Consider the following 21,668-nt stretch of genomic DNA (forward strand, 5'->3'; position numbering starts at 1 on the left):
AGAAATATTTCTCGGTTCACCACGGCCGGCGAACCCCGCCCACAAGGGCGGCGGGTACTCGCAAAACCGGTCTCGGTTCGTGCGAAATCGGGAACTGATATCGGCTCCCGACTTCGCGGGCCGTGTTATTTGATCGGGTTGGATGAAGGCGAGATTTGCGGCCGAACGTTGGGCATGGGTGAAGCTCCGGGAGTCAGAGCCGGCAGCCCGGAGACGTCCACCGGTTGTTTGGTTACCGGATCGATGGGCGGGTGCTTTTCGTTGAGTGTCTTAATTATGCGGGCCGAAATGTCCAACCCCGGAGCGACGTAGAACGGCTGGGCGGCCGGCGGCTTCAGCTTCAGTTCCTTGATGTACGCGCTCTTCAGTTCTTCCGGGCTAACGGCATCAGGGTACGCGAACACGATCTGGAACCCGTTCTGCTCCGCGGTCTGGTTCACGACCTCTTTAATCATGTCGTACAGGTCGCTGATGATGGCGCTGGCGTCCTCGTTGAGCTGCTGGGTCAACTTGCGCTCCACGTCTTCGATCTTGCGGGCCAGGTCGCGTATCTTCTGTTCCAACTCGCCCTTCTTCGGCTGGTCCGGATTCTCCTTCAGCTCGGCCTCGATCTTGGAGTGTTCGCTGCGCCAGCCCAGGACCGGCTTGTAAATCTCTTCTTTCTTCTTGTTCAGCAGCCACACCTGATACTTCGCGTAATTGAAGTCGCGCATGACCCCGGCCATGTTGAAGACCGCGGTCTTCTGGCCGATCGCAATGGGCGGCCGCCCTTCGGCCGGAATCCTATCGTCCGCCGGTTTCGTGCTGTTCCGCGCGACCGACGCGCCCGATACGAACGCGATCCCTACCACCGCGATCGTTCCGATCGCCAGTGCGTACCCGCGGTTCATGTGATGCCCTTCCGTGCGTGATTGGGTATCCGGACCAGCCACGCATGGTACCCGAGGGGGTGGGAGCAACAAGCTAAAATTTGTGTGACCGACCGCGCTACTTCTTCTCCTCCGTAATCATCGCCCGGAGCACCTTGTAGTCCGTTTTGCCCGTACCGAGTACCGGGAGCTTCTCCAGTTGCTTCACGTCGTCGAGGCGCATTACTCCGCGGTGCCCCTCGCTCTGGAGGAGCGAGTTCGCGTCGCGGAGTGTAAGCGGCTCCGTGGTGAACAGCACGATTCGGCGCCCGTCCGGAGTTTCCACGCCCTCCACCGCGACACGCGGTCCCTGGTCCGTGGACGGGTACTTCTTCGCGAACGGTTCCTCCAACGCGGGGAGCGAAATCATCTCGCCGCCCGCTTTCAGGAATCGCTTCAACCGACCGTGAAACACGATCTCGCCGGTTTCGTCGATCGCTGCGAGGTCACCGGTGATGTACCAGCGCTTGCCATTAATCTCCTCGAACGGCGGCGGGCCGTCGTGTCCGATGTACCCTCCAAACACGTTCGGCCCCGCGACGTGCAACATCCCCATTTGCCCCTGCGGGAGTACCGCTTTCGTCTCCAGATCGGTTACGCACACTTCGACGCACGCGATCGGCGGACCGATGGTACCGCGGTGCGGTCGGCCGGGGCGCGTAACCGACACGACGGGAGCACATTCCGTGATGCCGTAACCTTCCAGAACTTCGGCGTTCGGGGCGGCTTGTTTCGCCTTCTCGAAGAGGGCCGGGGACGCCTTCTCTGCGCCGACAACGATGGTCCGGAGCGAATCGAGTTCGCCCGGCTTGGCGCGGTCGAAGATGTAGCTCATGAACGTGGGCGTGCCGGCTGCGAGCGTCGTTTTGTACGCGGCGACCTTGCGCGCCAGTGCGCCCGAGTCGGTCGGGTCCGGGTGGTGAACGACCCGCACGCCGACGAACAGCGGTAACAAGCCGGTAATGGTCAGTCCGAAGCTGTGGAACATCGGCAGGAACCCGAGCACCGAGTTCTTCCGGTCGACCTGAAGCGCATCGAGGCAGCCGCGCTGGTCGGAGATGATGTTCCGGTGCGTGAGCGGCACGGCTTTGGGAGCCTTCTCGCTGCCGCTCGTGAACAGCACGACCGCGGGCCGGTCGGGATCGTCTGAGATGCGATTGAGAAGCGAAGCCTTCACCCAGTTGCCGAAGTAGCGCGTCGAAAGCAATCTGCGGAGCAAACCGAGTTTGCCCAGCGCGGCGCGCACGTCTTCCAGAAAGACGAACTGCGTCCCCGGAACCTGAACGTGGGTGCGATCGACGAACGCCTTTGACGTGACGACGTGGGTGAGTCCCATCAACTTCACGGCGTGCGCGAGGTTGTTGGGACCGGTGGTCCAGTTCAGCATTACCGGCAGTTTGCCGGCGAGGTGCAACCCCAGAAACGCGAGATCACACGCGACGGCTGCGGGGAGCATGAGGCCCACGTTGGGCGCATCAATGGTGCGGAACTTGGCCGACATCGCCCACGCGCCAACGATGAATTTCTCGTAGGTCACCCCGCCCGCGAGGTCGTCCGCAGCGATCACTTGCTTGCGCCGCGCAACAGCTTGGTTTAGGAACGCGGCGCTAATGGTGTCACCGAGAATCGCGAGCGGCGCGTAGTCCGCGGGCGGATCGAACCACCCCGCGGGCGGCGGTTTCGGCGGCGCGTTCTGGTTCAACCCTTCGGCGAGTGCCCACAGCCCGCCCACCGTGGTGGGCACAGCGTCGCTGCCGAACCCGAACCGCTGTTCCACCGTGAGCGACACGTCCATCGCGTCGAGGCTGTCCATCCCGAGCTGGTTGAAGGTCGCTTCGGCCGTATTTTCATCGGGCGCGAGCGGGCGCTTAATTTTCTCTTCGATGAACTGCGCGACAGCGGCCTTCGTTTCGGGCTTCACTTTCGAGAGATCGAATTCCGGAGCCGCCGCGACCGGCGGCGGGTACTCGTGCGTGCGCGGGCCGAAGAGGAAGTGCCGCGGAACGAACGTCGGCTCCTCGCACGGCACGTCCGCGTTGTACCACGCTTCGAGCCACTTGTTGATGAGTTCGCGCTTCGGCTCGGGGCGCTGGTCCGGACCGAACGCTTCGAGCGTGACCGTCACGCGACGACGCGGCGCGAGTACGAAGAGGTTAGCGGCCCACAAACCCAGCCCGCGGACGAATGCACTCATCAGAGACAACGGGCCGTCGGCCCAACTGAACATGCTGCCCCAGAGCCCGCGCGTCCGCGCGAGCACAACGGTCACGTTCGGTACCGCGGCGAGCACGTCCGCTGCGGTGCGCGCCCCGCCCAGGCGCTCGGCGCCGTCGCGGGAGAGCCGGCCGCTCGGCCACAGGATCACGTTCTCGCCCGCACGCAGCGACGCGATCACTTCGCCCACCGCGGCCTCTGCACGCTGCCGGTCCTCCGCGCTGGCCTTCACGATGTCCGGCATTTTGATGCCGCGGAGCAGCCACGCGATCGGCGCGAACAGTGGGCTTTTGAAATTCGATTCGAGCAACAGCGGGCGGGATTTGAAGATCGCCCACATCCGCACGAGGAGGTTCGGCGGGTCCGTGTAGGCCGGGTGGTTGGGCATGATGAGGTACGGGCCGGGGCGCTTCAGAACGGCCTCGGTGCCCACAACTTTCACCTTGTAACGCAGCGCGAGCATCGCGCGCATCGCAGCCCACATCGCCCACCGTATCGCCCACAACATCGGCATCTCCCCGGCGGTCCGGTCGGTCGGTCGTTTCGGGTTCTGAGTTCCACGGTGACGGCCGGGCGCTGAGAAACGCGCCTCGCTTCGGCCCGGAACTCGGAACCGGGAACGGCCGAACTCGAACTTCGCAATGCAGATAGGCTATTGACACTCCGCTCCGTGGGTGGGAACGTGAGCGGTCGTCGGTTCATTTCATGAGGACGGGCACCATGCGGGTTATCGCAATGACATTGGCGGCGTTCGGCTTGCTCGGCCCGACGGGTGCCGCGCGCGCCGGCGACGACAACAAGGAACTCACCATCGGGGTCTGGGAGATCGCGTACAGCGACGCGAAGGACGTGCCCGTCGGCACGAAGTTGGAGTTCACGAAGGACGGCAAGATGAAGCTGATCGTGAAAGCGGATGGTAAGGAGGTGGCCGTGGACGGCGGGGGGTACACCGTGGAGAAGGACGTCATCACCCTCACCGGCTCCGACGGCAAGAAGAACGACAAGGGCCGCATCTGCCTGCTCAACAAGACGTCGTTCGTCATCAACGACGAGGCCGAGGATAAAGTGATGGTCCTGAAGCGCGTGAAGGGAAAATAGCGAAAGAGCCTGCCCCTCCCCACTCTCTTACCCACATCTCAACCATGAACCGTCGCGACCTCTTCCGCGTGTCCGCTCTCAGCGCTCTGGCCGGAGAATTCCATCCCGCGCTCGCCCGGAGTGCCGATCCACCTCCCGGCGCGGACGAGATGATTCGCAAATACCTCACGACCGAGACGAAACGCATCTCGGCGAAGTTCATGGACGGGGCGACCACCAAGTCAGAATGGGAGAAAATTCGCCCGCGCCTGAAGCGCGAGTTTCTCGACATGCTGGGGCTTGATCCGCTGCCCGAGAAGACGCCGCTCAAGGCGACCGTTACCGGGACGCTCGAGCGCGGCGACGTTGCGATCGAGAAATTGCACTACCAGAGCAAGCCGGGGCTGTACGTCACCGCGAACCTGTACCGCCCGAAGTCCGCGAACCCCGACCGCAAGGACGGGGGTGGCACGAAGTTCCCCGCAATCCTTTACGTGTGCGGGCACAGTGGGCGGGGGCGCGACGGCAACAAGACCGCGTTCCAGGATCACGGAATGTGGTTCGCCTCAAATGGGTATGTGTGCCTCGTCGTTGATACGCTCCAACTCGGCGAGATCGCGGGCAAGCACCACGGCACGTACAACCTGAACCGCTTCTGGTGGCACTCCCGGGGCTACACACCGGCCGGCGTCGAGTGCTGGAACGGCATTCGTGGCATCGATTACCTTTGCTCGCTGCCCTTTGTTGATGCGGAAAAGATCGGCGTGACCGGTATCAGTGGGGGTGGAGCGACGACGAATTGGGTCGCTGCGGCGGACGATCGCGTCAAGGTCGCGGTACCGGTTTCTGGCGTCAGTGATCTGGAGTGCTATGTCACCGATCAGGTCATTAACGGGCACTGCGACTGTATGTTCTTCCACAACCTCTACCAGTGGGAATGGACCACCGCGCTCGCGCTCTTCGCACCCAAACCGCTACTGTTCGCGAACAGTGACGACGACAAGATTTTCCCGATGACCGGCAACAAGCGCATCATCGAGCGCCTGCGGAAGTGCTACGCGCTGTTCGGCGCGAAGGACAACGTGGACGAACACGTCTCGAAGGGCGGGCACGACTACCGACCCGATTTGCGCGTCGCGATCTTCGAGTTCTTCCATAAGCACCTGAAGGGCGACAAGACACCCGTAAAGGATGCCGACTTCCGGAAGATCGAAGGAAAGGAGTTGCGCGCGTTCGCGGAAGACAAGGACATTCCGAAGGACGCGATCAACGCCACAGCGGATGAGACGTTCGTGCCCGCCGCGAAGGTAGCGTTACCTACGGAAAAGAATTTCAAAGATTGGAAGGCGGACTTGATGAAGCAGCTCCGCGCGAAGGTGTTTCGCACGCTGCCGGAGAAAATACCCGCGGCGAAGTTGACGCGCCCCATGCTGTCGCGTTCAGGGTTCACGGCCGAGGCCGGCATCGAGTTCGAGACGAACGAGGCGCAAGTCGAGCGCGGCGGGTTCCCTCCCGTGCCCGGCCCGCCCCCGGTGCTCGCGGTGCTGAACGCGGGTGATGTAGAAGTGGAAATGAAGAAGTGGGTGGAGCGGTTCGGGAAAAACGTCCTGGCGCTGTCGCCGCGTGGGGTCGGAGTGACCGCGTGGAGCACGAAGAACCCGCCGAACACCTCCGAGCGATCGTTCGCACTGCTCGGCCAGACGGCCGACAGCGGGCGCGTCCGCGACGTGGCCGGTTATCTTGCGCAGTGTGAGGAAAAAGACGGCAAGGTTCGGCTCGCGGGGCGCGGGCCAGCCGGTGTCATCGCGGTGTACGCAGCGCTCTTTGTACCCGGTAAGGTGAGCGAACTCATTCTCGTTGACCCGCCCATCTCGCACCGCGACGGACCATACTTCCTGAACGTGATGCGGGTGCTCGACATCCCAGAGGCGCTCGGACTGCTCGCGCCCGAGGTGAAACTCACCCTGGTAAATGAGAGGGCGAAGGACAAGGCGTTCGACCGCACGGCAGCGATCTTCGCGGCCGCCGATGTCAAAGACAAGTTCAAGCGAGAGTAGGCGGCAGAACCTACCCACCGACCCCCTCCCTAAAGGGAAGGGGAGAAAGAACCTTTGCTTCCTCCCTTCCCTTTCCTCCGGCCCGCGGGCAGCTTGTTGACAGGGCCAGGGGTAGGTTTCTTTAATTTTCGCTCAAGTTCCCTTGCGGCCCCGGGGCGCGGTGTTATAAGCCGCGTCGCAATCACGCAAACATGCGGAGGGAACCGGAATGAAGCTCTTAGCGAGCGAGGGTCGTCGCCAGTTGGTGCGCGGACTGGCCTTCGCCGGCGTCGCCGCCGCGGGATACGTCTTCGGGATCACCAGCGACCGGGCCGTAGCCCAGCAGCCGGGCGCGGGAGCCGTGCGGCCGAACGCGCCCGCCGCGTTGCCGGGAATTCGCCCGCTGCAACAGCCGACGAAGGGCGCCGTGCAGCCCGACCCGGAACGGCGGATCGCCGCGTACATCTACGGCGACGTGCCGGTCACTCGCGAAGAACTGGGCGAGTTCCTCATCGCCCGCGGCGGGCACGAGAAGCTCGAACTGCTCGTGAACAAAAAGATCATCGAGACCGAAGCCGGGCGCCGCGGGCTCAGCGTCACCGCGATCGAGGTGCAGGCCGCACTGGAAGAAGAGATGCGCGGCCTGGGCATCACCCGGGCCGACTTCGTCAAACACATTTTGCCGCGCTACGGCAAGACGCTGTACGAGTGGGTCGAGGACGTCATCAAGCCGCGCCTGCTCCTGACCAAGATGTGCCAGGACCGCGTGAAGGTCGCGGAAGAAGACTTGAGCCGGGCGTTCGAGAACCGCTTCGGCGAGCGCCGCCAGGCGAAGGTGATCTGTTGGAGCAAGGACGACCTGCGCACGGCCCAGAAGCAATGGGCTGAGGCCCGCAAGGGCGACGCGGAGTTCGACAGCATCGCAACGAAGCAAGCCGAACCGACCCTGGCCGGCGCCGCCGGAAAGGTGGCTCCCATCGGCCGGTACTCCGAGGCCACCGACACGAGCATCGAGAAGACGCTGTTCAGCCTCAAACTTGGTGAGATCAGCCAACTGTTCGACACACCGTCCGGCATCATGTGCGTCAAGCTCGTGGCGATCATCGATCCTGACAAAACGGTGAAGCTCGATGACAAGATGAAAGACGTGATTCGGAAGGAGTTGTTCGCGAAGCGCGTGGAACTGGAAATCCCGAAGTGCTTCAACGAACTGAAAGCTCTGGCGAAGCCGGTCGTGTACCTGAAGGGCGCGCCGACTCCGGCGGAGTTCCGCGAGGGCGTCGAGAACATCGTCAACCAGGCCGGCGGGGTACCGAAGGTTCCGACCCCGGTGGTCCCGGCCGGGGCCGTGTCGCTGCCCAAAGCTGATGTGCCCCCGGTCCCCAGCGGAGTGCCGTCCGCCCCGCCGGTATCGGGCGCTCCGGTTGCGCCGATTCCGATGAAGCCGTAAGTTAGAAGAAGTAACTGTGGTTCGGAGAGCAGGAGCGAAGAGGATTCGTTTCTGTTCCCCGAACCACGTGCTTTTGGGTGTTTATTTGATCTTTTTCCGTTCCTTCAGATCGTACTTCTCACCCGCGAACACTTCTTCGTAATCCTTATCGCCGTCGGGCTTTTTCTTCGTGTCGTAGAACGCCACTTTCGTTTTTCCGATGACTTCCGCGGTGCTGGCGGTGACGACGATCGCGGTGCCTTCGTCGAGCCCGATGCCGAGGTACTGCGGGTACTCTTTCATCAGCTCCGTCATGTCGGCGGTGCGCTTGCGGGCGAAGAAGTGCTGATCGACCGCGCACCCCGGCAGGTAGCCGAAACCGCGTTCGTAGCCCTCGGCGGCCATCACGGTGTTGCCGAGCGGGTGACCGCGCGGCATGAACTCGCTCTGGATGCTCGCGCCGGCCGAACTTCCGCCGATCACGCCACCGCGAACCAGCACGTCGCGGAATCGCTTCTCGGTGAGCGTACCTTCGTAAGAATCGACGAACCGCCATTGCCGCCCGCCACTGAACCACACCCCCTTCGCCTTCAGCAGCACGTCGGAAAACTTCAGGCCATCGGCTTCTTTTCGGTCGCGGGTGTGAAGGGCGACCACGTTCTTCGCCCCGTACCGCTTGAGCGCCTTTTCTTCGCTTGATTCCGGTGCGAGCGGGTCTTCCATTGCCGACGTCACGACCACGATTGTGGAATCCGGTCCGCCCGCGAGTTCGATGAAGCGCTTCCAAATCTCTGCGGCCGCACCTCCCCCACCGACGATCACGAGCGAACCCTTCGCCACCACCGGGGCGGCCGGCTTCGCGGGCGGGAACGAATCCTTCGCGGCGCGGTTGAACGCGGCCCGCTGGAGCTGGACCAGATCGAGTAGTGACCCGGGCTTGTACTCTTCGTTCGCGGCCGGTTTGCCCGCGCCCTTCGCGATGTGAACGGTAATCGGGAAGTCCCCGATCACGCGCGCCACGCGCCCGCGAATCACCACGGCGGCCTCGTCGGGAATTTCCAAACCGATGTGAGTGGGGCGCGCCGCGATCACTTTGGTTAACTTCTCGTCGATGATGAAGCCCGGCAGCAGGCCGAGACCCGCGACCGGCTCTTCTCCTACTCCGACGAGCAGGGCACCCATCGCACTTTCACCGCCGCCCGTGCCGCCGATGACCCCGCCGCGAGCGTGCAGCTTCTTCAGCTCCTTTTCGACGAGCGTTCCGCGGTACGCCGTAATTAAATTTCGGGCGTCGGTGTTGTGCAACCACACGCCGGTCGCATCTGCGAGCGGCTTGACGAAGTCCGCGTCGTCGGCCTTCTTTGGGTTGCGTGTGTGCAGAATCACTACCGATGTGGGCTTCAGTTCCTCCCACGCTTTGACGAGATCGTTGGCCCTCTCCTGCGCGTCCGGGGTCGTGAGGACCACGATCTTCGCTTTATCCTTCCCGGCGAGGTCGAAGAACGCTTTGCGCGCGTCGGGGGGCAACTTGCCTCCACCTCCGAGCACGAGCGGCCCCGGGAGGCCGCGCGGGTCGATCGGCGCCGGGAGCGGGTCCGCGGCGCGCGACCCCAGTGCGCTAAAGGTGAGCAGCGCGACGAGCGCGCCGGCGACACGGAGCGAGTGAAGTGGCATTAAAGGCTCTCCGGGGTCAGGATCGGCGCTTGGCGGTTTTCGGCAGGCCGGACACAACGGGGCGCAGCCGGAGCTTGCGTGCTACCGGTGCGCTGATCGGGTTGCCGGTGAGCGAGCACGAGGCGAGGTTCGGCATCACGGCCGGGTCGCCCAGTTCCTTCGGTCCGGTCTTCAGCGCGTTGTCGTTGAGTTCCAGTTGGATCAGGTTGCACAGCGCGGGCGCTGCGACGAGCTTGGCCACGGCAGTATCGGAGAGCTTACAGCCCTTCAGCGCGAGCCGGCGCAGCCCGGAGAACTTGGGGTCCGCGAGCTTCTTTGCAGCGGTCGCACCGACCGGGCGCCCCGACAGGTCGAGGTGGCGCAGGTCCGGCATGTTGAGCTTCGTGAGGAACCGGTTGAAGTGCGTCGGCGCCAGCCCGCGGTTGTCGAACGGCCGCCCGTCGAGGCGCAGTGAACGCAGCCCGTGCAGTGCGGGGTTGCTCGCGAGGGCCGAAAGGCACGTCGGGCCGAGCGCGTTGCCGGAGAGGTCGAGGTGTTGCAGGTTGCCGAACCGCTTGCACGCGGCGAGGGCCTTCGCGTCGGCCGGTTCGAGGGCGTTGAGCGCGAGGTTCAAGGCGCGCAGCGAGCCGGCCCACGGCGCCGATCCGAGGGCCGCGCCGCTACCCGGACCGAGGCCGCAGGTGCGCACGTCCAGAGCGTGCAGGTCGAACCCGGCCGCGCCCGCGAGCAGCGGGAACCGGTCGCCGCTCATGTCCCCTTCCCCGCACCGCAGGCGCGCGAGGGCCGGGAACGTCCGCGTGCGCGCGAACAGTTCCCAACCGGTCGCGGTGAGCGCCCCGTTGCGCGACACGTCGAGCGTGTGCAGGCGCGGGAACGCGGGTGACCGAACGAGCGCCTCGAACGTTGCGCCGGGCAGCCCGTCATCGAGCGTGAGTTCGCGTAACCGGCGAAACCAGTCCGCGTCCGCGAGGGCGCGCAACCCGGCCGGGGTCATTTCGTGGCACGCGGGCGAGAACCATTCCAGGTTGCCCCAGTGCGCGCCCGCCAGCGCCTCGGCTCCGGCGTCGCCGAATTCGACGGCGAGGGCCAGCCCGCGCAGGTTCCGCAAGTGGCGACAGTTCGCGACGAGCCGGGCCACCTCGTTCGCTTCGTCGCCGCCGTAGCCGGACACGAGCGTGAACTGTGTTAGTCCGCTCAACACCGGTTGCTTGAGCAGCGCGGCCAGTTGCGCGAGCGAGATGAAGCGCACGACGAGCCAGCGCGTCGGGAGCGCCTCGAACGCGCGTGCCAGGGCCGATGACAGCCCGCGCATGGCCTTGGCCCCGTAGCGCTCGTACCCGTCGAATTCCAGGAACCGCGGGAACCCGCGGTGCGACTGCCACCACCACAACTTCCCGCCGTCCACCGATAGGCCGCCGGGAAACGTGGGGCGCGGGCCGGGCGCGTGCGCGCTCAACCACAGGCGCAGCTCTTCGTCGCGGTCGACGAGCGCCGGGTATTCTGGGTCGTCCGGTTCCGCCGCCGCGAGCCGGCACTGCGTCCGCACGAACTCGCCCTCCTCCGTGCGCCCGTTTTCCTGCAGCCAGTCGGCGAACACGAGGCGCGCGGTGTCGTCGTCCGGGTGGCGAACGATCGCGCGGAACAGGGCATCGGCATCGGGATCGGTCATGCGGCGCGGTACTTGGTGTTCCGTAATTTGGCGATTCGTATTTCGTATTGGGTCGGGCGCATAAAGCGCGCGGGCGCGCGTTCTTTCGGGCACGAAATCCGCGGCGCTAAACGCTCACCCCGGGGCGCGCCCGGAGTCGGGCGAGCCAGCCCTTGGGCAGTCGGTTGCGGTTGAGGTCGCAGTGGCCGAGGCGCGGGAACGTTTTGGGGTTCGCGAGCTTGATCGCCCCGCGGCCCGCGTTGTTGTTGCTCAGGTCGAGGACCGTCAGGTTACCGAGCGCGGTTGAGCCGACGAGTACCTTCGCCCCCTTCTCGCGCAGGGCACAGTCCGCCAGCTCGAGTCGGGTCAGGTTCGCGAACGGGCCGCCGGCCGCGATCACATTCGCGCCGCGGACGCCGACCGGGAGGTCGCTCAGGTTCAGGTGGCGCAGGTCCGGCGCCTGCAGCGCGGTGAGGAAGTTTATCAGTGCGGCGGAATCGATGGGCGCCTTCGTACTGTTGCACCCGCGAACACTCAGTTTGCGCAGCCCGCGCAGGTGCGGGCTGCGCGCGAGGGCGGCCAACCCGCCGGGGCCGATCGGGTTATCGGACAGGTCGAGGTGCCGGAGCCCCGCGAGCTTCGCGGACCCGGCCAGGGCCTGTACGCCCCCGGACGTGATCTGGCAGTCGGAGAGATCCAGCACGCGGAGCGAACCGGCGAAGGTCGCGTTCGCCAACGCTTCCGCGCCGGCCTTGCGGACCTCGACGTTGTGCAACTTGAGGTGGCGCAGTGCCCACGATCCGCGGCACAGCATGGCGATCAAGTCGGGCGTCAGTTGCGCGTGCGAGAACTCCAAATACCCGAGGCGCGGGAACGAACCGGACGTGATGAACTTGCGGGCCGCGGTCGTCGTGGGTGTGGTGGAACCCTGGAACGTGAGCGCGCCGAGGTTCGGCATCGCGGGCAGTTCGCCGACGGCCTTGAGCGCGTCCCGGTGGTCCATTTCGAGCCGGAGCGCGCGGAGGGCGCGGAACCAGCGGGCCGCGCCGAGCGCCTTTGCCCCCGCGGGCGTGAACTGGTCGAGCGCCAGTTCTTCGAGGGCGTCCAGGGGCGCTTTGGCCAGGCGCTTCAGGTCGGGGTCGGTGATCGAGAACTCGAGATCCAGTCGGCGCAGCCCGGTCAGGTGCTTCGATTTGGCGATCGCGCGGACCGCGGTCGTCTCGTCGCCGTCGTCAACGTAGTTCAGCGCCAGCCCGCGCAGCCCGGCCGCGACCGGGTCGCTCACGAGGCCCGCGATCTCCGCGCCGTACACGTCCTCGAGCCGCAGCGCGCGCACGGTAGTGGTGGCGAACGCGACGGGCAGCGCGGCGACCATGCGCTCGACGTTCTCCTCCGGCTCTTCATCGTAATCGGTGTACGCGACCTCTTCCGGGAACCCGCGCCGGCACGAGCCGTCGTCCCCGGAGGTGAAATTGCCGAACCATTCCAGGTCGGTGGGGAGTTCGGGCGCACCGGCCGCGCCTGTGTGAGATTCGAGCCAGTGCGCGAGCTCCCCCTCGCGCTCCAGGAGCGCCGGGTACTCCGGGTCGTCGTAGGGGCGCTGCGCGAGCCGGCACTGCACGCGGATGTAATCGGCCCGGGCCGACGGGCCGCTCGCGGGCGACGGTCCCGCGTCCGGCCGGTGCTCGTCGAGCCAGTCCGCGTAGGCGAGGCGCGGGGTGTCTTCGTCCGCGTGCGCGATGATCGCGGCGAGTAGGGCGGCTTCGTCGTTCATGGTGGAAAAAATCATAGCCGAAGTGCGCCCGCCGCGTACACCTTCGGCGGATTTTCGCACCTTTGAATCGGGGTTGCACCGGACCCACTCCGTGCGTACCATTCTGCGTTGCCCGCGCCTATTGCTCACCTCCGGTAGAAAGGAATTCGCCCGGAAACGGCACGGATAATGGCCGCACAAATCCCACCTTCGACCCGCAACGCCGCTCTCGATAACCTGCGCGTGGTCGCGATGTTCCTCGGGTTAGTCACGCACGGCGTGCTGCCCTATACCGCCTCCGGGCTGGTCGGGTTCCCGGTGCGCGATCAGACGCGCCACCTCGCCGCCGACGTGTGCTACTTCGCGGTCCACGACTTTCGCATGCAACTGTTCTTTGTGCTCGCCGGGTTCGGCGCGAGCGCACTTGCTGCGCGGCGCGGGTCGCGCGAACTGGTCCGCAACCGGCTCGCGCGGGTCGCGCTCCCGCTCGCACTCGCGGTACTGGTTCTGTGCCCGGCGCTGCACCTCGTTTTCGCGCACCACGCGGGCGCTCGCGGCGCCAAATGGGACGCGGCCGATGTCGGCGGGTGGATCGGGCCAAACTTTCACCTGTGGTTCCTCTACTACCTCCTGATGTGTTGCGTGCCGCTCCTCGTGCTCTCCGCACTGAGCGCGCGCATTCCGGTTCGGAGCGTGCGCGCCTTCGACGCACTCACGCAGCGGGTGCTCCACTCGCGGTGGAAAATTCCCTGCGCCGCAGCGCTCACCGTGCCGCTCTTGTGGGACATGACCACGTGGTGGATCGATACGCCGAAGGGGTGGGCGCCCGAAGTTGCAGTGCTCGCGTACTACCTCGGGTTCTTCCTCGTGGGCGCGACGTTGTACCGACAGCGGGACGCGCTCGCGGGGGTCGGCCGCCGGTGGGCGCTGCGCCTCGCGGTCGCGAACCTCGTGGTGCTCCCCGCGATGCTGAAACTGACCGTGTCCGGGAACTGGGTGGAAGACGCGGTACGGGGCGCTCCGCCCGCGTGGTTGGCCGTGTGGAAGGCGGCCGCAATCTTCCTGGGCGGGTTGTACACCTGGCTGATGATCGGCGGGTTGATTGGCTTGTTTCAGAAGCACTTCTCCAGCGCCGGCCCGCGGTGGAAGTACCTCTCGGGGGCCTCGTACTGGTGCTACCTCGCGGGCTTCCCGGTGCAGGCAGCGTTTCAGGTGCTGTTCGCCCCGACCACGATACCAATGATTACAGAGTTCCTGCTCGTGAACGTGCTCACGTTTGCGGTGCTCCTCACGAGTTACGAGCTGTGCGTGCGGCACACGTGGATCGGCCTCGTGCTGAACGGGAAGCGCCCGGAGCGGAACGCCGAAGTGCGCGGGGAACCGGTCGTCATTGCGACCCGCGTGCGCGTACCGGAGGTGCCCATGTGCAGGGAAACGATAAGCCGCCCCACGCCACAGCGTATGGACCGGCGCTACGTGTTGTCCGTTACGGCTGACGGCGTGTGAAACGTTGGGTTGTTGGAGCTGCGTTTGTGCTGAGTTGGATGTGATTTGGCCGGCTATCATGTATCAACCATGAAGCCGGTCACATAATTCTTTGACTTCGTCCCGCACTAACGGTCCTGTCAAGTTATCTCGCGCCACACTGTGGGGCGATTAATGACTTTCACCCCATCATCTTGCGGAAGTCCTCGAACAGGTAGCTGGAGTCGTGCGGGCCGGCGGCGGCTTCCGGGTGGTATTGCACGCTGAACACCGGAAGTGACGTGTGCTTCAGTCCTTCCAGCGTGTTGTCGTTCAGGTTGATGTGCGTCGGGACCACGTTCGATGGGAGCGTGCTCGGATCGACCGAGAAGCCGTGGTTCTGCGTGGTGATCTCGATCTGCTTCGTGAGTTCGTTCCGCACCGGTTGGTTCGCTCCGCGGTGCCCGAACTTCAGTTTGAAGGTCTTCGCGCCGAACGCCAAACCGAGCAACTGGTGCCCCAAGCAGATGCCGAAGATCGGTTTCTTGCCGATCAGGTTCTTCACGGTGTCGATCGCGTACCCCACCGCGGCCGGGTCGCCGGGGCCGTTCGACAGGAAGATTCCGTCCGGGTTGTGGGAGAGCACTTCGTCCGCGGTCGCGGTGCCGGGAACAACGGTGACTTCGCAACCGACCTGCGTGAGACAGCGCAAGATGTTCCACTTCATGCCGTAGTCGATCGCGACGACGCGCTTGGTCGCCGGCCGGGACGGGATCACGTGATCGGCAAATTCCCCGAACCCGTTCTGCCACTTAAACGCTTGCTTCGGAACAACTTCGGAAACGAGGTCGCGCCCCTCCATGCCGGGGAACTCGCGGGCCTTTTTCACGAGTGAGGCGTCGTCGAGGTCGGCCGTCGAGAGGATGCCGTTCATCGACCCGCGCACGCGGAGCCGGCGCACGAGGGCGCGCGTATCAATACCCTCGATACCAACGACGTTGCTCGCTTTGAGGAAGCCGTCGAGGGAGTTGTTCGAGCGGAAGTTGCTCGGTACCCGGGTGAGTTCACGCACGATGAACCCGGCGACCTGCACGCGGGTGGATTCTTGGTCGTCCGGGGTGGTGCCGTAGTTGCCGATGAGCGGGTACGTCATCGTCACGATTTGCCCGGTGTACGACGGGTCCGTGAGCACCTCTTGGTAGCCGGTCATGGACGTGTTAAACACGACTTCGCCGGTCGTTTCGCCGGTCGCACCGAACCCGCGGCCGGTAAACACGGTGCCGTCCGCCAGAGCTAATTTCGCTTGCATGTGGTGAGTTTCGTCCTCGTCGTTACGGTGTGTAATCCCGGCGCAAACTCGATGTATCTTACGAATGCTGTGGCCGATCGAATATGATGTCGGGAACGATTCGCGCCGTCGGGACGTCCAAAAAGTGAAGACTGGCCCCAAACTTCCTCTCGCTTGGGGCGGGAAGCCGGACTTATGCCAACACCTCCGCCACTCGATCGCCGCAAGTTTTTTGGCTCGGCCGCGGCGCTGTCGCTGTCGGCGGCCGCCTACGGCAACGTCGTGGGCAGCAACGAGCGCGTGCGGATCGCGTTCTTGGGGTGCGGTGGCCGGGCGCAAGCCCATATCGACCTTGTGAATAAGTTCGCGGCCGAGGGCAAGCCGGTTACGCCGGTCGCGGTGTGTGACGTGTGGGACGGGCTCGAAGACGAGTACGATGTTCACTTCGGCGGGAAGGTCACGCGGCGCCGGTACGCGCAGGGGCTTTACCCCTCGGCGCGAAAGTGCCGGCTTGACCGCGCCGACAAGACGCACGTCACGAAGGATTACCGCGTCGTACTCGACCGGGCGGACGTGGACGCGGTGTGCATCACCACGCCGGACCACTGGCACGGGCGCATGACGATCGATGCACTCGCGGCCGGCAAAGACGTGTTCATCGAGAAGCCGATGACGCGCACGGCGGAAGAGGCCGTGGCGGTGGTGGACGCCTGGAAGCACACCGGCCGGGTGGTAACAGTGGGCGTGCAGGCGATGGCCGACGCGGTCTGGATGCGGGCCTTCGACGCGATCCGCACTGGCACCATCGGGCACGTCGCTCACGCACAGACGGGCTTCTTCCGCAACGACGTTCGTGGCCAGTGGCGGTTCTACCGGCTCGCGAAGCAGATGACGCCCAAGACCGTCGACTGGGATCTGTTCCTCGGCCACCAGTTCGAGTGTGCGGGAAGCCGCGTCGGTCCCACCCCGCGCGAGCAGCCGTTCGACCGCGCCGCGTTCGCGCAATGGCGGTGCCTGTGGCCGTTTAGCGGCGGGCCGTTCACCGACATGCTCACGCACCACGTCACACGCATGAGCGCCGCGATGGGGGTGCGGTTCCCGGCCCGCGTGACCGCCGGCGGCGGACTGTACCTCGAATACGACGGGCGTGATGTTCCCGATGTGGGCACTGTGGTCGCGGATTACGAAGAAGGCTGCCAGCTCGTCGTCACTGCAACGACCCTGAGTGGCTACCCGATCGAAGAAGTCATTCGTGGGCGGTTAGGTGCGATCAAGTTCGTGAAGGGCGGGTTCCAGGTGTTCCGCGACGATCCGACGCGCGGCGCGAGTTTCCCGGCGCGGATGGAGCAAGCGCCCGAAGCGGCCTCGTTCGAGAGCGTGGAACCGCCGCGAAACGATACCGAAGCGTTGTGGGAGAACTTCCTCGACTGCGTTCGAGCCAAGCGCCAGAGTACGTTCAGCCCGCCGGACCTGGGGGCAGTGGCCGTTACGACTGCGGCAATGGCCGTGCAGAGCTACCGCACGGGTCGGGCGCTCTTCTGGGATCGCGAGAAGCGAGCGATTACGACCGCGGATTCGACGTGGGCCGAACGGTGGGAGAAACGCAGCAAACAGGGCGGACGCCCAAATCAGGTCTTCGGGTGGAGCGGCGGTGACGGCGGCACCGTGCAACCGCCGCCGCACCAATCGCTCGCCGGCCCCTGGACGAACGGTAAAGACCCGGCCGTGTGAGAACGGTCTTATGCTTTACGCATTCAGGAGTGACACATTGCCCCAGGTCTGGAAGTTGTGCGTCAACAGAGTGGCCAGCTTCTGGCGGTGTTTGGTCGTCAGATCAGCCAGGCACCCGTCGATGGCGTCCTGAAACTTTTTGAAATCCTGATGGTGGCGGCTGTTCAGAACTTCCATCTTGACGAACTTCCACAGTCGCTCGATCAGGTTCAGGTTGGGCGAGTAACTCGGCAGGAACAGCAACTCGATACCCAACTCCTTGGCCGCGCCCTGCACCAACGCGCACCGCTGGTACCGGGCGTTGTCCATCACCAACGTGACCGGTATCGGCATCCCTCGGTTCGCGATCGTGCGGAGCAACGCACACACCGAGGTCGCCGTGATGTAGGTCGTGTTGATCTCCGTCACCAGTTCGTGCGTGACCGCGTTGAGCGCGCCCAGCACGTTGTACCGCTGCCGGCCACTCGCCGCCCGCACATACAGCCGCACGAAGCACCACACCCACCCCAGGAACGACGCCAACACGAAGTGCGACGCGTCTACGAAATACACGGTCCGGTTACCGCCCCGAGCCTGCGCCAGCTTCGGTTCCAGTTCCGCCTTTTAAAAAGTCCGCCTGCGTTCGGGCGTGTTCCACGACGGTCTTCTTCGGTGGGACCGGGATTGGGGCCACCTTCAGGCACTTCATCCCCAGGTCGTCCTTCAGGAACTTACGGACCCGTGATGGCTTCCGTCGGACGCCGGTCCGCTCCTCGATCCGCCGCGCCGCGTCGTGAGCCGTGTGCGGCGGACGCGCGCGGAACTCCTCTTCGATCGTGGCCCGGTGCGGCGTCAGGGCGCTGGGCTGGCCTTTCCAACCGAACGACCGGACGCCGTCCAGACCTTTGACCGCGAAGATCCGCAGCACCCGCTGGACCGTGGACCGCGACACATTGGCCAGCTCGGCGATGCACCCGTGGGTCTGGTTCTTGCTCTTGAGCCAAAGGATCTCCATGCGCTCCTGAACGCGCGGGTCCGGGTGCCCATACCGATCACGCGCGATCGCTTCGACCACGGCCTCGGGAAACGAATATGTGGGGCGCATCATCGGCCTCCCGAATACGGATTACGGCGACAGGCCTATCCTCTGCTGACGAGCGCTGACCCGCAAGGACGACTTGTGTCACTTCAGGGGACGCCGAGAATAGTTCTGGTTGGGCAGTAGCAGAAACTTCAACGGGGTGGTGAAGCCAATGTGCTTCACTACCCCGTTGAAGTTTCGTCCGATCAGTTTGTTATCAGTTCCGAGCGCCGAGCGAGGTCATGATCGGCTGCGATTGCGTGGCAGGCAGGTTCAGTTTGCTCACGGCGGTGTCCGCGCTACCGAGCATGTCACGCAGGGTCTTGCGGAACGACTCGAACTGCGCTTGCAGCGCGTCGCGCTCCCCCGTGCGGGTCTTCACTTCGGTCTTCAGTGCGTCGCGCTCGGTTGCTGCGGCGGCTTGAGTTTGCTCCAGTTCTTTCTTGGTCTTCGCGGCCAGTTCCTCACTCGCGGCGAGCTTTTGGCGGAGCTGGTCGCGGGCCGTAATCGCGCCGCGATAGTCGTCTTCGAGCTTCTGGACCTTAGCGGTTGCGGCGGCGCCATTTTCGGTCGGGGTCGCGCCCGGTCCCTTCGCACAGCCGTAGACGCCGAGGATCGTTACGAGCAGGAAACCGAGAACTTTGTGCGAACGCGCCATGAGTGAGTTCTCCTGAAGCCGGACTCTGCCCGAGGCAGGTGCCCGGAATAATTGGGAAAGCTTAACTGACTTGTGTCAGCGACTCATTTTGTTTCGGCACCCACTGACTACCCTCTTCACGCAAACTCACCCCGTTTCCAGACCGGTAAAGTCACCCCAGGGTGCGGAGTTGACGAAGGCGCGGGTTGTGCGAATTGCTCCAAAATTACTCCTCCGTGGTGCCGTTGAAGAGCCCTAAATAGCTGTGGTAACGGCGGCTTGTGATGAACCGGCGGGCGACCGCGTCCTTGACGGCGCAGCTCGTTTCGTGCGTGTGGGTGCAGTCCGGGAAGCCGCACAGCGGCACGAACGGCCGGAATTCGGGGAAGTAGCCCTCCATTTCCTCCGGGCGCGCTTGCCAGAGGGAGAGCTGCCTTACGCCAGGGGTGTCCACCACCCAACCGCCGAAATCCAGCCTGATGAGCTGCGAATAGGTGGTCGTGTGGCGGCCCTTTTGGTTCACCTCGCTCACGGATTTCACTGCGAGGGCGAGTTCTGGCTGAATCGCGTTGAGGAGCGACGACTTACCCACACCGGACTGCCCCGAAAACACGGTCGAGCGCCCGCGGAGCTGTTCACGGAGCCGGTCCACGCCGGCGCCCGTGCGGGCGCTGCACAGGAACACCGGCACCCCGAGTTGCGCGTACAGCCCGATCAAAGATTGGAGCTCGATCGCGTCCGCGAGGTCGGACTTGTTCAGGCACAGGACGGGTTTCAAATCGCCCTGTTGTGCTGCGGCGAGGTAGCGGTCGATGAGGTGCGGTTTCAGGTTAGGTTCGACCAGCGACATAACAATAACGAGCTGATCGATGTTCGCGACCAGCACGTGCTCTCGGCGCCGACTCGCACGGGTCAGAACGCCGTGACGCGGTTCGACGCGCTCGATGACGCCCTCTTGAGCGATGGTCGGTGTTCGAGATTCGGTTTTCGGGGCCGGAACTTCGGCCGGCTCAGTCGCGGGTTCCGCCGGAATCTGTTCTTCTCCGGCCCCGGTCGCCTGATCCCGGCTCCCCGTTCCCGTCAGGCGAATCCACACCACGTCCCCGGTCGTGACCACGCTGCGCTCGTCGGTCGCGAGGCTCTTGAGCAGCCGGCGCACCGCACAGCGAAAGACGCGGCCGTCGTCCGTTTCCACGACCGACGCGAGCCCGTGAACGCGCAGCACGCGCCCGCGGAGGCACTCGTCCGCGTTCACCGACGGCATGGTCGAGCCGTCGGCGGCCTCGTCCTGCACGACGGTTCGGTAGCGGGACAGGTTCCCCTTCGCGCGCACGCGCTCGCTGGACCGCGCGTCATCCGCGCGCCCGTCGCCCTCCTGGTAGTCGCGGGTGATGTCGTTCTCGCGCGGCGGCTTCTCGCGGTTCTTCCGCAACTCGACGCGGACTTTCTTCTTCTTGCTCATGTGGTGATTCTACCCGTTCGGGCCTCGCTCTGCGGCGCGATCCTTGACACGCGCCTCCCGCCTGCGGACACTACACCCCGCGTTCTCTCCCGCCGTTCGGAGCCAATCTCATGCGCTGCCTGCTGCTGCTCGGTGCTTTTTCTGCGGTGCCCGCGTTCGCCCGGGGCGACGACGTGTCCGTCGCCGTTGGCAAGGACGCGATCGAGTTCAAGGTGGGGTCGACCGTGGTCGCGAAGTACGCCACCGCGGATTCGGTCGCCAAGCCCTACCTGTACCCGGTACTCGCGCCGAACGGGGTCGGCGTCACACGCCCCTGGCCCGTTGAAAAGGACACGCCGGGTGAGGCGACCAAAGACCACGTTCACCAGAAGTCCGTGTGGTTCTGTCACGGCGACGTGATCCCCGAAGGCATCGAATTGAAGATTAAAACGACCGAGAAGGGGGGTAAAGGCGTGGATTTCTGGAGCGAGGCGAAGGACAACAGCGGCCCGCGGCACGGGAAGATCGCGTGCGTGAAAGTGGGCGCGCCGAAACAGCACGCGAAGAACCACGCGAGCGTCGAAACGCACAACGAATGGCGCACCCCGGACGGCGTGAAGATCATGGACGAGGTCCGCGTGATTCACTTGGTCGACGGTAAGGAGGGGCGCACGTTCGCGTTCGAGATCACGCTGAAAGCGAGTGTGTGCCCGATCACGTTCGGCGACACCAAGGAGGGTTCGTTCGGCATCCGGGTTCACGACGGGCTGCGGCCGAGCGAGAAAACCGGTGCGACCGTGACCACCGCCGAGGGCACAACGGTGAACCCGCCGGCCAAGGACAACCTGCCGATTTGGGGGCACCCCACCGAGTGGATCGACTACTCGGGCACGCTCGATGGTAAGGAAGTCGGCATCGCGGTGTTCGATCACCCGGCTAACCCGAAGTCGAACTGGCACGTTCGCGCTTACGGCCTCAACGCCGCGAACCCGTTTGCCCGAAAGGGGAGTGGCTTCCCGTCCCAGAAGGACAACACGGAACTGCTGAAGATCGCGAAGGGTGGCGAAATGAAGCTGAAGTACGCCGTGTACGCGCACATCGGCGACGCCAAGACGGGCAAGGTCGCGGAAGCGTACTCCGAGTTCAAGAAGTGAGCCGTGGTGAGCGCGAACTTCAGCAAGCATGGCCACAAAGGGCACAAAAGAAGGCAGAGATCAGAAGACAGAAGCGTGTTGTTTTTGTAGCCCCGGATGGGGGCGACCGAGTGTAGCCAGGGGTGGAGCAACGCGCAACCCCTGGTAGACAACA

The 21,668-nt window shown here is 64.7% G+C and carries 16 protein-coding genes; 6 read left to right on the top strand and 10 right to left on the bottom strand.

Annotated elements, in window-relative coordinates; all coding sequences use genetic code 11:
• Positions 1-125: 125 nt before the first annotated feature.
• Positions 126-890 (bottom strand): OmpH family outer membrane protein, encoded by a 765-nt coding sequence (locus tag J8F10_RS27230; RefSeq protein ID WP_210659393.1) that lies wholly within the window; start codon positions 888-890, stop codon positions 126-128.
• A gap of 97 nt (positions 891-987) precedes the next feature.
• Positions 988-3,630, bottom strand: coding sequence for an AMP-binding protein (locus tag J8F10_RS27235; RefSeq protein ID WP_210659395.1), 2,643 nt, complete (start codon positions 3,628-3,630; stop codon positions 988-990).
• 212 nt (positions 3,631-3,842) lie between these two features.
• Here J8F10_RS27235 and J8F10_RS27240 point away from each other — a divergent pair, with 212 nt between their 5' ends.
• From J8F10_RS27240 to J8F10_RS27250, 3 genes are all read left to right on the top strand, one after another.
• Positions 3,843-4,220, top strand: a complete 378-nt coding sequence (locus J8F10_RS27240; RefSeq protein ID WP_210659397.1) for a hypothetical protein — start codon at positions 3,843-3,845, stop codon at positions 4,218-4,220.
• A gap of 44 nt (positions 4,221-4,264) precedes the next feature.
• The gene (locus J8F10_RS27245; protein ID WP_210659399.1) at positions 4,265-6,256 is read left to right on the top strand and encodes an alpha/beta hydrolase family protein; all 1,992 of its coding nucleotides are present in this window, start codon (positions 4,265-4,267) and stop codon (positions 6,254-6,256) included.
• 208 nt (positions 6,257-6,464) lie between these two features.
• On the top strand, positions 6,465-7,685 hold the full coding sequence (locus tag J8F10_RS27250) for a peptidylprolyl isomerase (protein WP_210659401.1): 1,221 nt from the start codon (positions 6,465-6,467) through the stop codon (positions 7,683-7,685).
• Between the two features lie 81 nt (positions 7,686-7,766).
• On the opposite strand, the gene J8F10_RS27255 is transcribed toward J8F10_RS27250, so the two are convergent.
• The 3 genes from J8F10_RS27255 to J8F10_RS27265 all read right to left on the bottom strand — a co-directional run bounded on the left by J8F10_RS27255 (position 7,767) and on the right by J8F10_RS27265 (position 12,760).
• Complete coding sequence (locus tag J8F10_RS27255) at positions 7,767-9,338, bottom strand: cyanophycinase (RefSeq protein WP_210659404.1); 1,572 nt, start codon at positions 9,336-9,338, stop codon at positions 7,767-7,769.
• Between the two features lie 16 nt (positions 9,339-9,354).
• On the bottom strand, positions 9,355-11,007 hold the full coding sequence (locus J8F10_RS27260; RefSeq protein WP_210659406.1) for a TIGR02996 domain-containing protein: 1,653 nt from the start codon (positions 11,005-11,007) through the stop codon (positions 9,355-9,357).
• A gap of 106 nt (positions 11,008-11,113) precedes the next feature.
• A complete protein-coding gene (locus J8F10_RS27265; protein ID WP_210659408.1) occupies positions 11,114-12,760 on the bottom strand; it encodes a TIGR02996 domain-containing protein in 1,647 nt (548 codons plus the stop codon).
• Between the two features lie 168 nt (positions 12,761-12,928).
• Here J8F10_RS27265 and J8F10_RS27270 point away from each other — a divergent pair, with 168 nt between their 5' ends.
• Positions 12,929-14,245, top strand: a complete 1,317-nt coding sequence (locus J8F10_RS27270) for an acyltransferase family protein (RefSeq protein WP_210659409.1) — start codon at positions 12,929-12,931, stop codon at positions 14,243-14,245.
• A gap of 160 nt (positions 14,246-14,405) precedes the next feature.
• Here the strand turns inward: J8F10_RS27270 and carA are convergent, their stop codons facing one another.
• Positions 14,406-15,512, bottom strand: a complete 1,107-nt coding sequence (carA, locus tag J8F10_RS27275) for a glutamine-hydrolyzing carbamoyl-phosphate synthase small subunit (protein ID WP_210659412.1) — start codon at positions 15,510-15,512, stop codon at positions 14,406-14,408.
• A 174-nt stretch (positions 15,513-15,686) separates the two neighbouring features.
• On the opposite strand from carA, the gene J8F10_RS27280 reads away from it, so the two are divergent.
• Complete coding sequence (locus J8F10_RS27280; RefSeq protein ID WP_210659414.1) at positions 15,687-17,222, top strand: Gfo/Idh/MocA family protein; 1,536 nt, start codon at positions 15,687-15,689, stop codon at positions 17,220-17,222.
• A gap of 15 nt (positions 17,223-17,237) precedes the next feature.
• Here the strand turns inward: J8F10_RS27280 and J8F10_RS27285 are convergent, their stop codons facing one another.
• The 4 genes from J8F10_RS27285 to rsgA form a co-directional block, all read right to left on the bottom strand.
• Positions 17,238-17,774, bottom strand: a complete 537-nt coding sequence (locus J8F10_RS27285; protein WP_210652505.1) for an IS630 family transposase — start codon at positions 17,772-17,774, stop codon at positions 17,238-17,240.
• A 7-nt stretch (positions 17,775-17,781) separates the two neighbouring features.
• The gene (locus J8F10_RS27290; protein WP_210652504.1) at positions 17,782-18,309 is read right to left on the bottom strand and encodes a helix-turn-helix domain-containing protein; all 528 of its coding nucleotides are present in this window, start codon (positions 18,307-18,309) and stop codon (positions 17,782-17,784) included.
• Between the two features lie 190 nt (positions 18,310-18,499).
• Positions 18,500-18,940, bottom strand: coding sequence for a hypothetical protein (locus tag J8F10_RS27295; RefSeq protein WP_210659416.1), 441 nt, complete (start codon positions 18,938-18,940; stop codon positions 18,500-18,502).
• 205 nt (positions 18,941-19,145) lie between these two features.
• Complete coding sequence (gene rsgA, locus J8F10_RS27300; RefSeq protein ID WP_210659418.1) at positions 19,146-20,381, bottom strand: ribosome small subunit-dependent GTPase A; 1,236 nt, start codon at positions 20,379-20,381, stop codon at positions 19,146-19,148.
• Positions 20,382-20,491: 110 nt separating this feature from the next.
• Here rsgA and J8F10_RS27305 point away from each other — a divergent pair, with 110 nt between their 5' ends.
• Positions 20,492-21,514 carry a DUF6807 domain-containing protein gene (locus J8F10_RS27305; RefSeq protein WP_210659420.1) on the top strand — a complete coding sequence of 341 codons (1,023 nt, stop codon included), beginning with the start codon at positions 20,492-20,494 and terminating at the stop codon, positions 21,512-21,514.
• The last annotated feature ends 154 nt before the right edge of the window (positions 21,515-21,668 follow it).

Source organism: Gemmata palustris, assembly GCF_017939745.1.
GTDB lineage: Bacteria > Planctomycetota > Planctomycetia > Gemmatales > Gemmataceae > Gemmata > Gemmata palustris.

Bases quoted from the DNA above. Each gene is read 5' to 3' on its own strand.
- J8F10_RS27250 (WP_210659401.1), top strand. From the start codon at position 6,465: ATGAAGCTCTTAGCGAGCGAGGGTCGTCGCCAGTTGGTGCGCGGACTG.
- J8F10_RS27260 (WP_210659406.1), bottom strand. From the start codon at position 11,007: ATGACCGATCCCGATGCCGATGCCCTGTTCCGCGCGATCGTTCGCCAC.
- rsgA (WP_210659418.1), bottom strand. From the start codon at position 20,381: ATGAGCAAGAAGAAGAAAGTCCGCGTCGAGTTGCGGAAGAACCGCGAG.
- carA (WP_210659412.1), bottom strand. From the start codon at position 15,512: ATGCAAGCGAAATTAGCTCTGGCGGACGGCACCGTGTTTACCGGCCGC.
- J8F10_RS27290 (WP_210652504.1), bottom strand. From the start codon at position 18,309: ATGATGCGCCCCACATATTCGTTTCCCGAGGCCGTGGTCGAAGCGATC.
- J8F10_RS27270 (WP_210659409.1), top strand. From the start codon at position 12,929: ATGGCCGCACAAATCCCACCTTCGACCCGCAACGCCGCTCTCGATAAC.
- J8F10_RS27305 (WP_210659420.1), top strand. From the start codon at position 20,492: ATGCGCTGCCTGCTGCTGCTCGGTGCTTTTTCTGCGGTGCCCGCGTTC.
- J8F10_RS27295 (WP_210659416.1), bottom strand. From the start codon at position 18,940: ATGGCGCGTTCGCACAAAGTTCTCGGTTTCCTGCTCGTAACGATCCTC.
- J8F10_RS27230 (WP_210659393.1), bottom strand. From the start codon at position 890: ATGAACCGCGGGTACGCACTGGCGATCGGAACGATCGCGGTGGTAGGG.
- J8F10_RS27265 (WP_210659408.1), bottom strand. From the start codon at position 12,760: ATGAACGACGAAGCCGCCCTACTCGCCGCGATCATCGCGCACGCGGAC.
- J8F10_RS27235 (WP_210659395.1), bottom strand. From the start codon at position 3,630: ATGTTGTGGGCGATACGGTGGGCGATGTGGGCTGCGATGCGCGCGATG.
- J8F10_RS27255 (WP_210659404.1), bottom strand. From the start codon at position 9,338: ATGCCACTTCACTCGCTCCGTGTCGCCGGCGCGCTCGTCGCGCTGCTC.
- J8F10_RS27280 (WP_210659414.1), top strand. From the start codon at position 15,687: ATGCCAACACCTCCGCCACTCGATCGCCGCAAGTTTTTTGGCTCGGCC.
- J8F10_RS27245 (WP_210659399.1), top strand. From the start codon at position 4,265: ATGAACCGTCGCGACCTCTTCCGCGTGTCCGCTCTCAGCGCTCTGGCC.
- J8F10_RS27240 (WP_210659397.1), top strand. From the start codon at position 3,843: ATGCGGGTTATCGCAATGACATTGGCGGCGTTCGGCTTGCTCGGCCCG.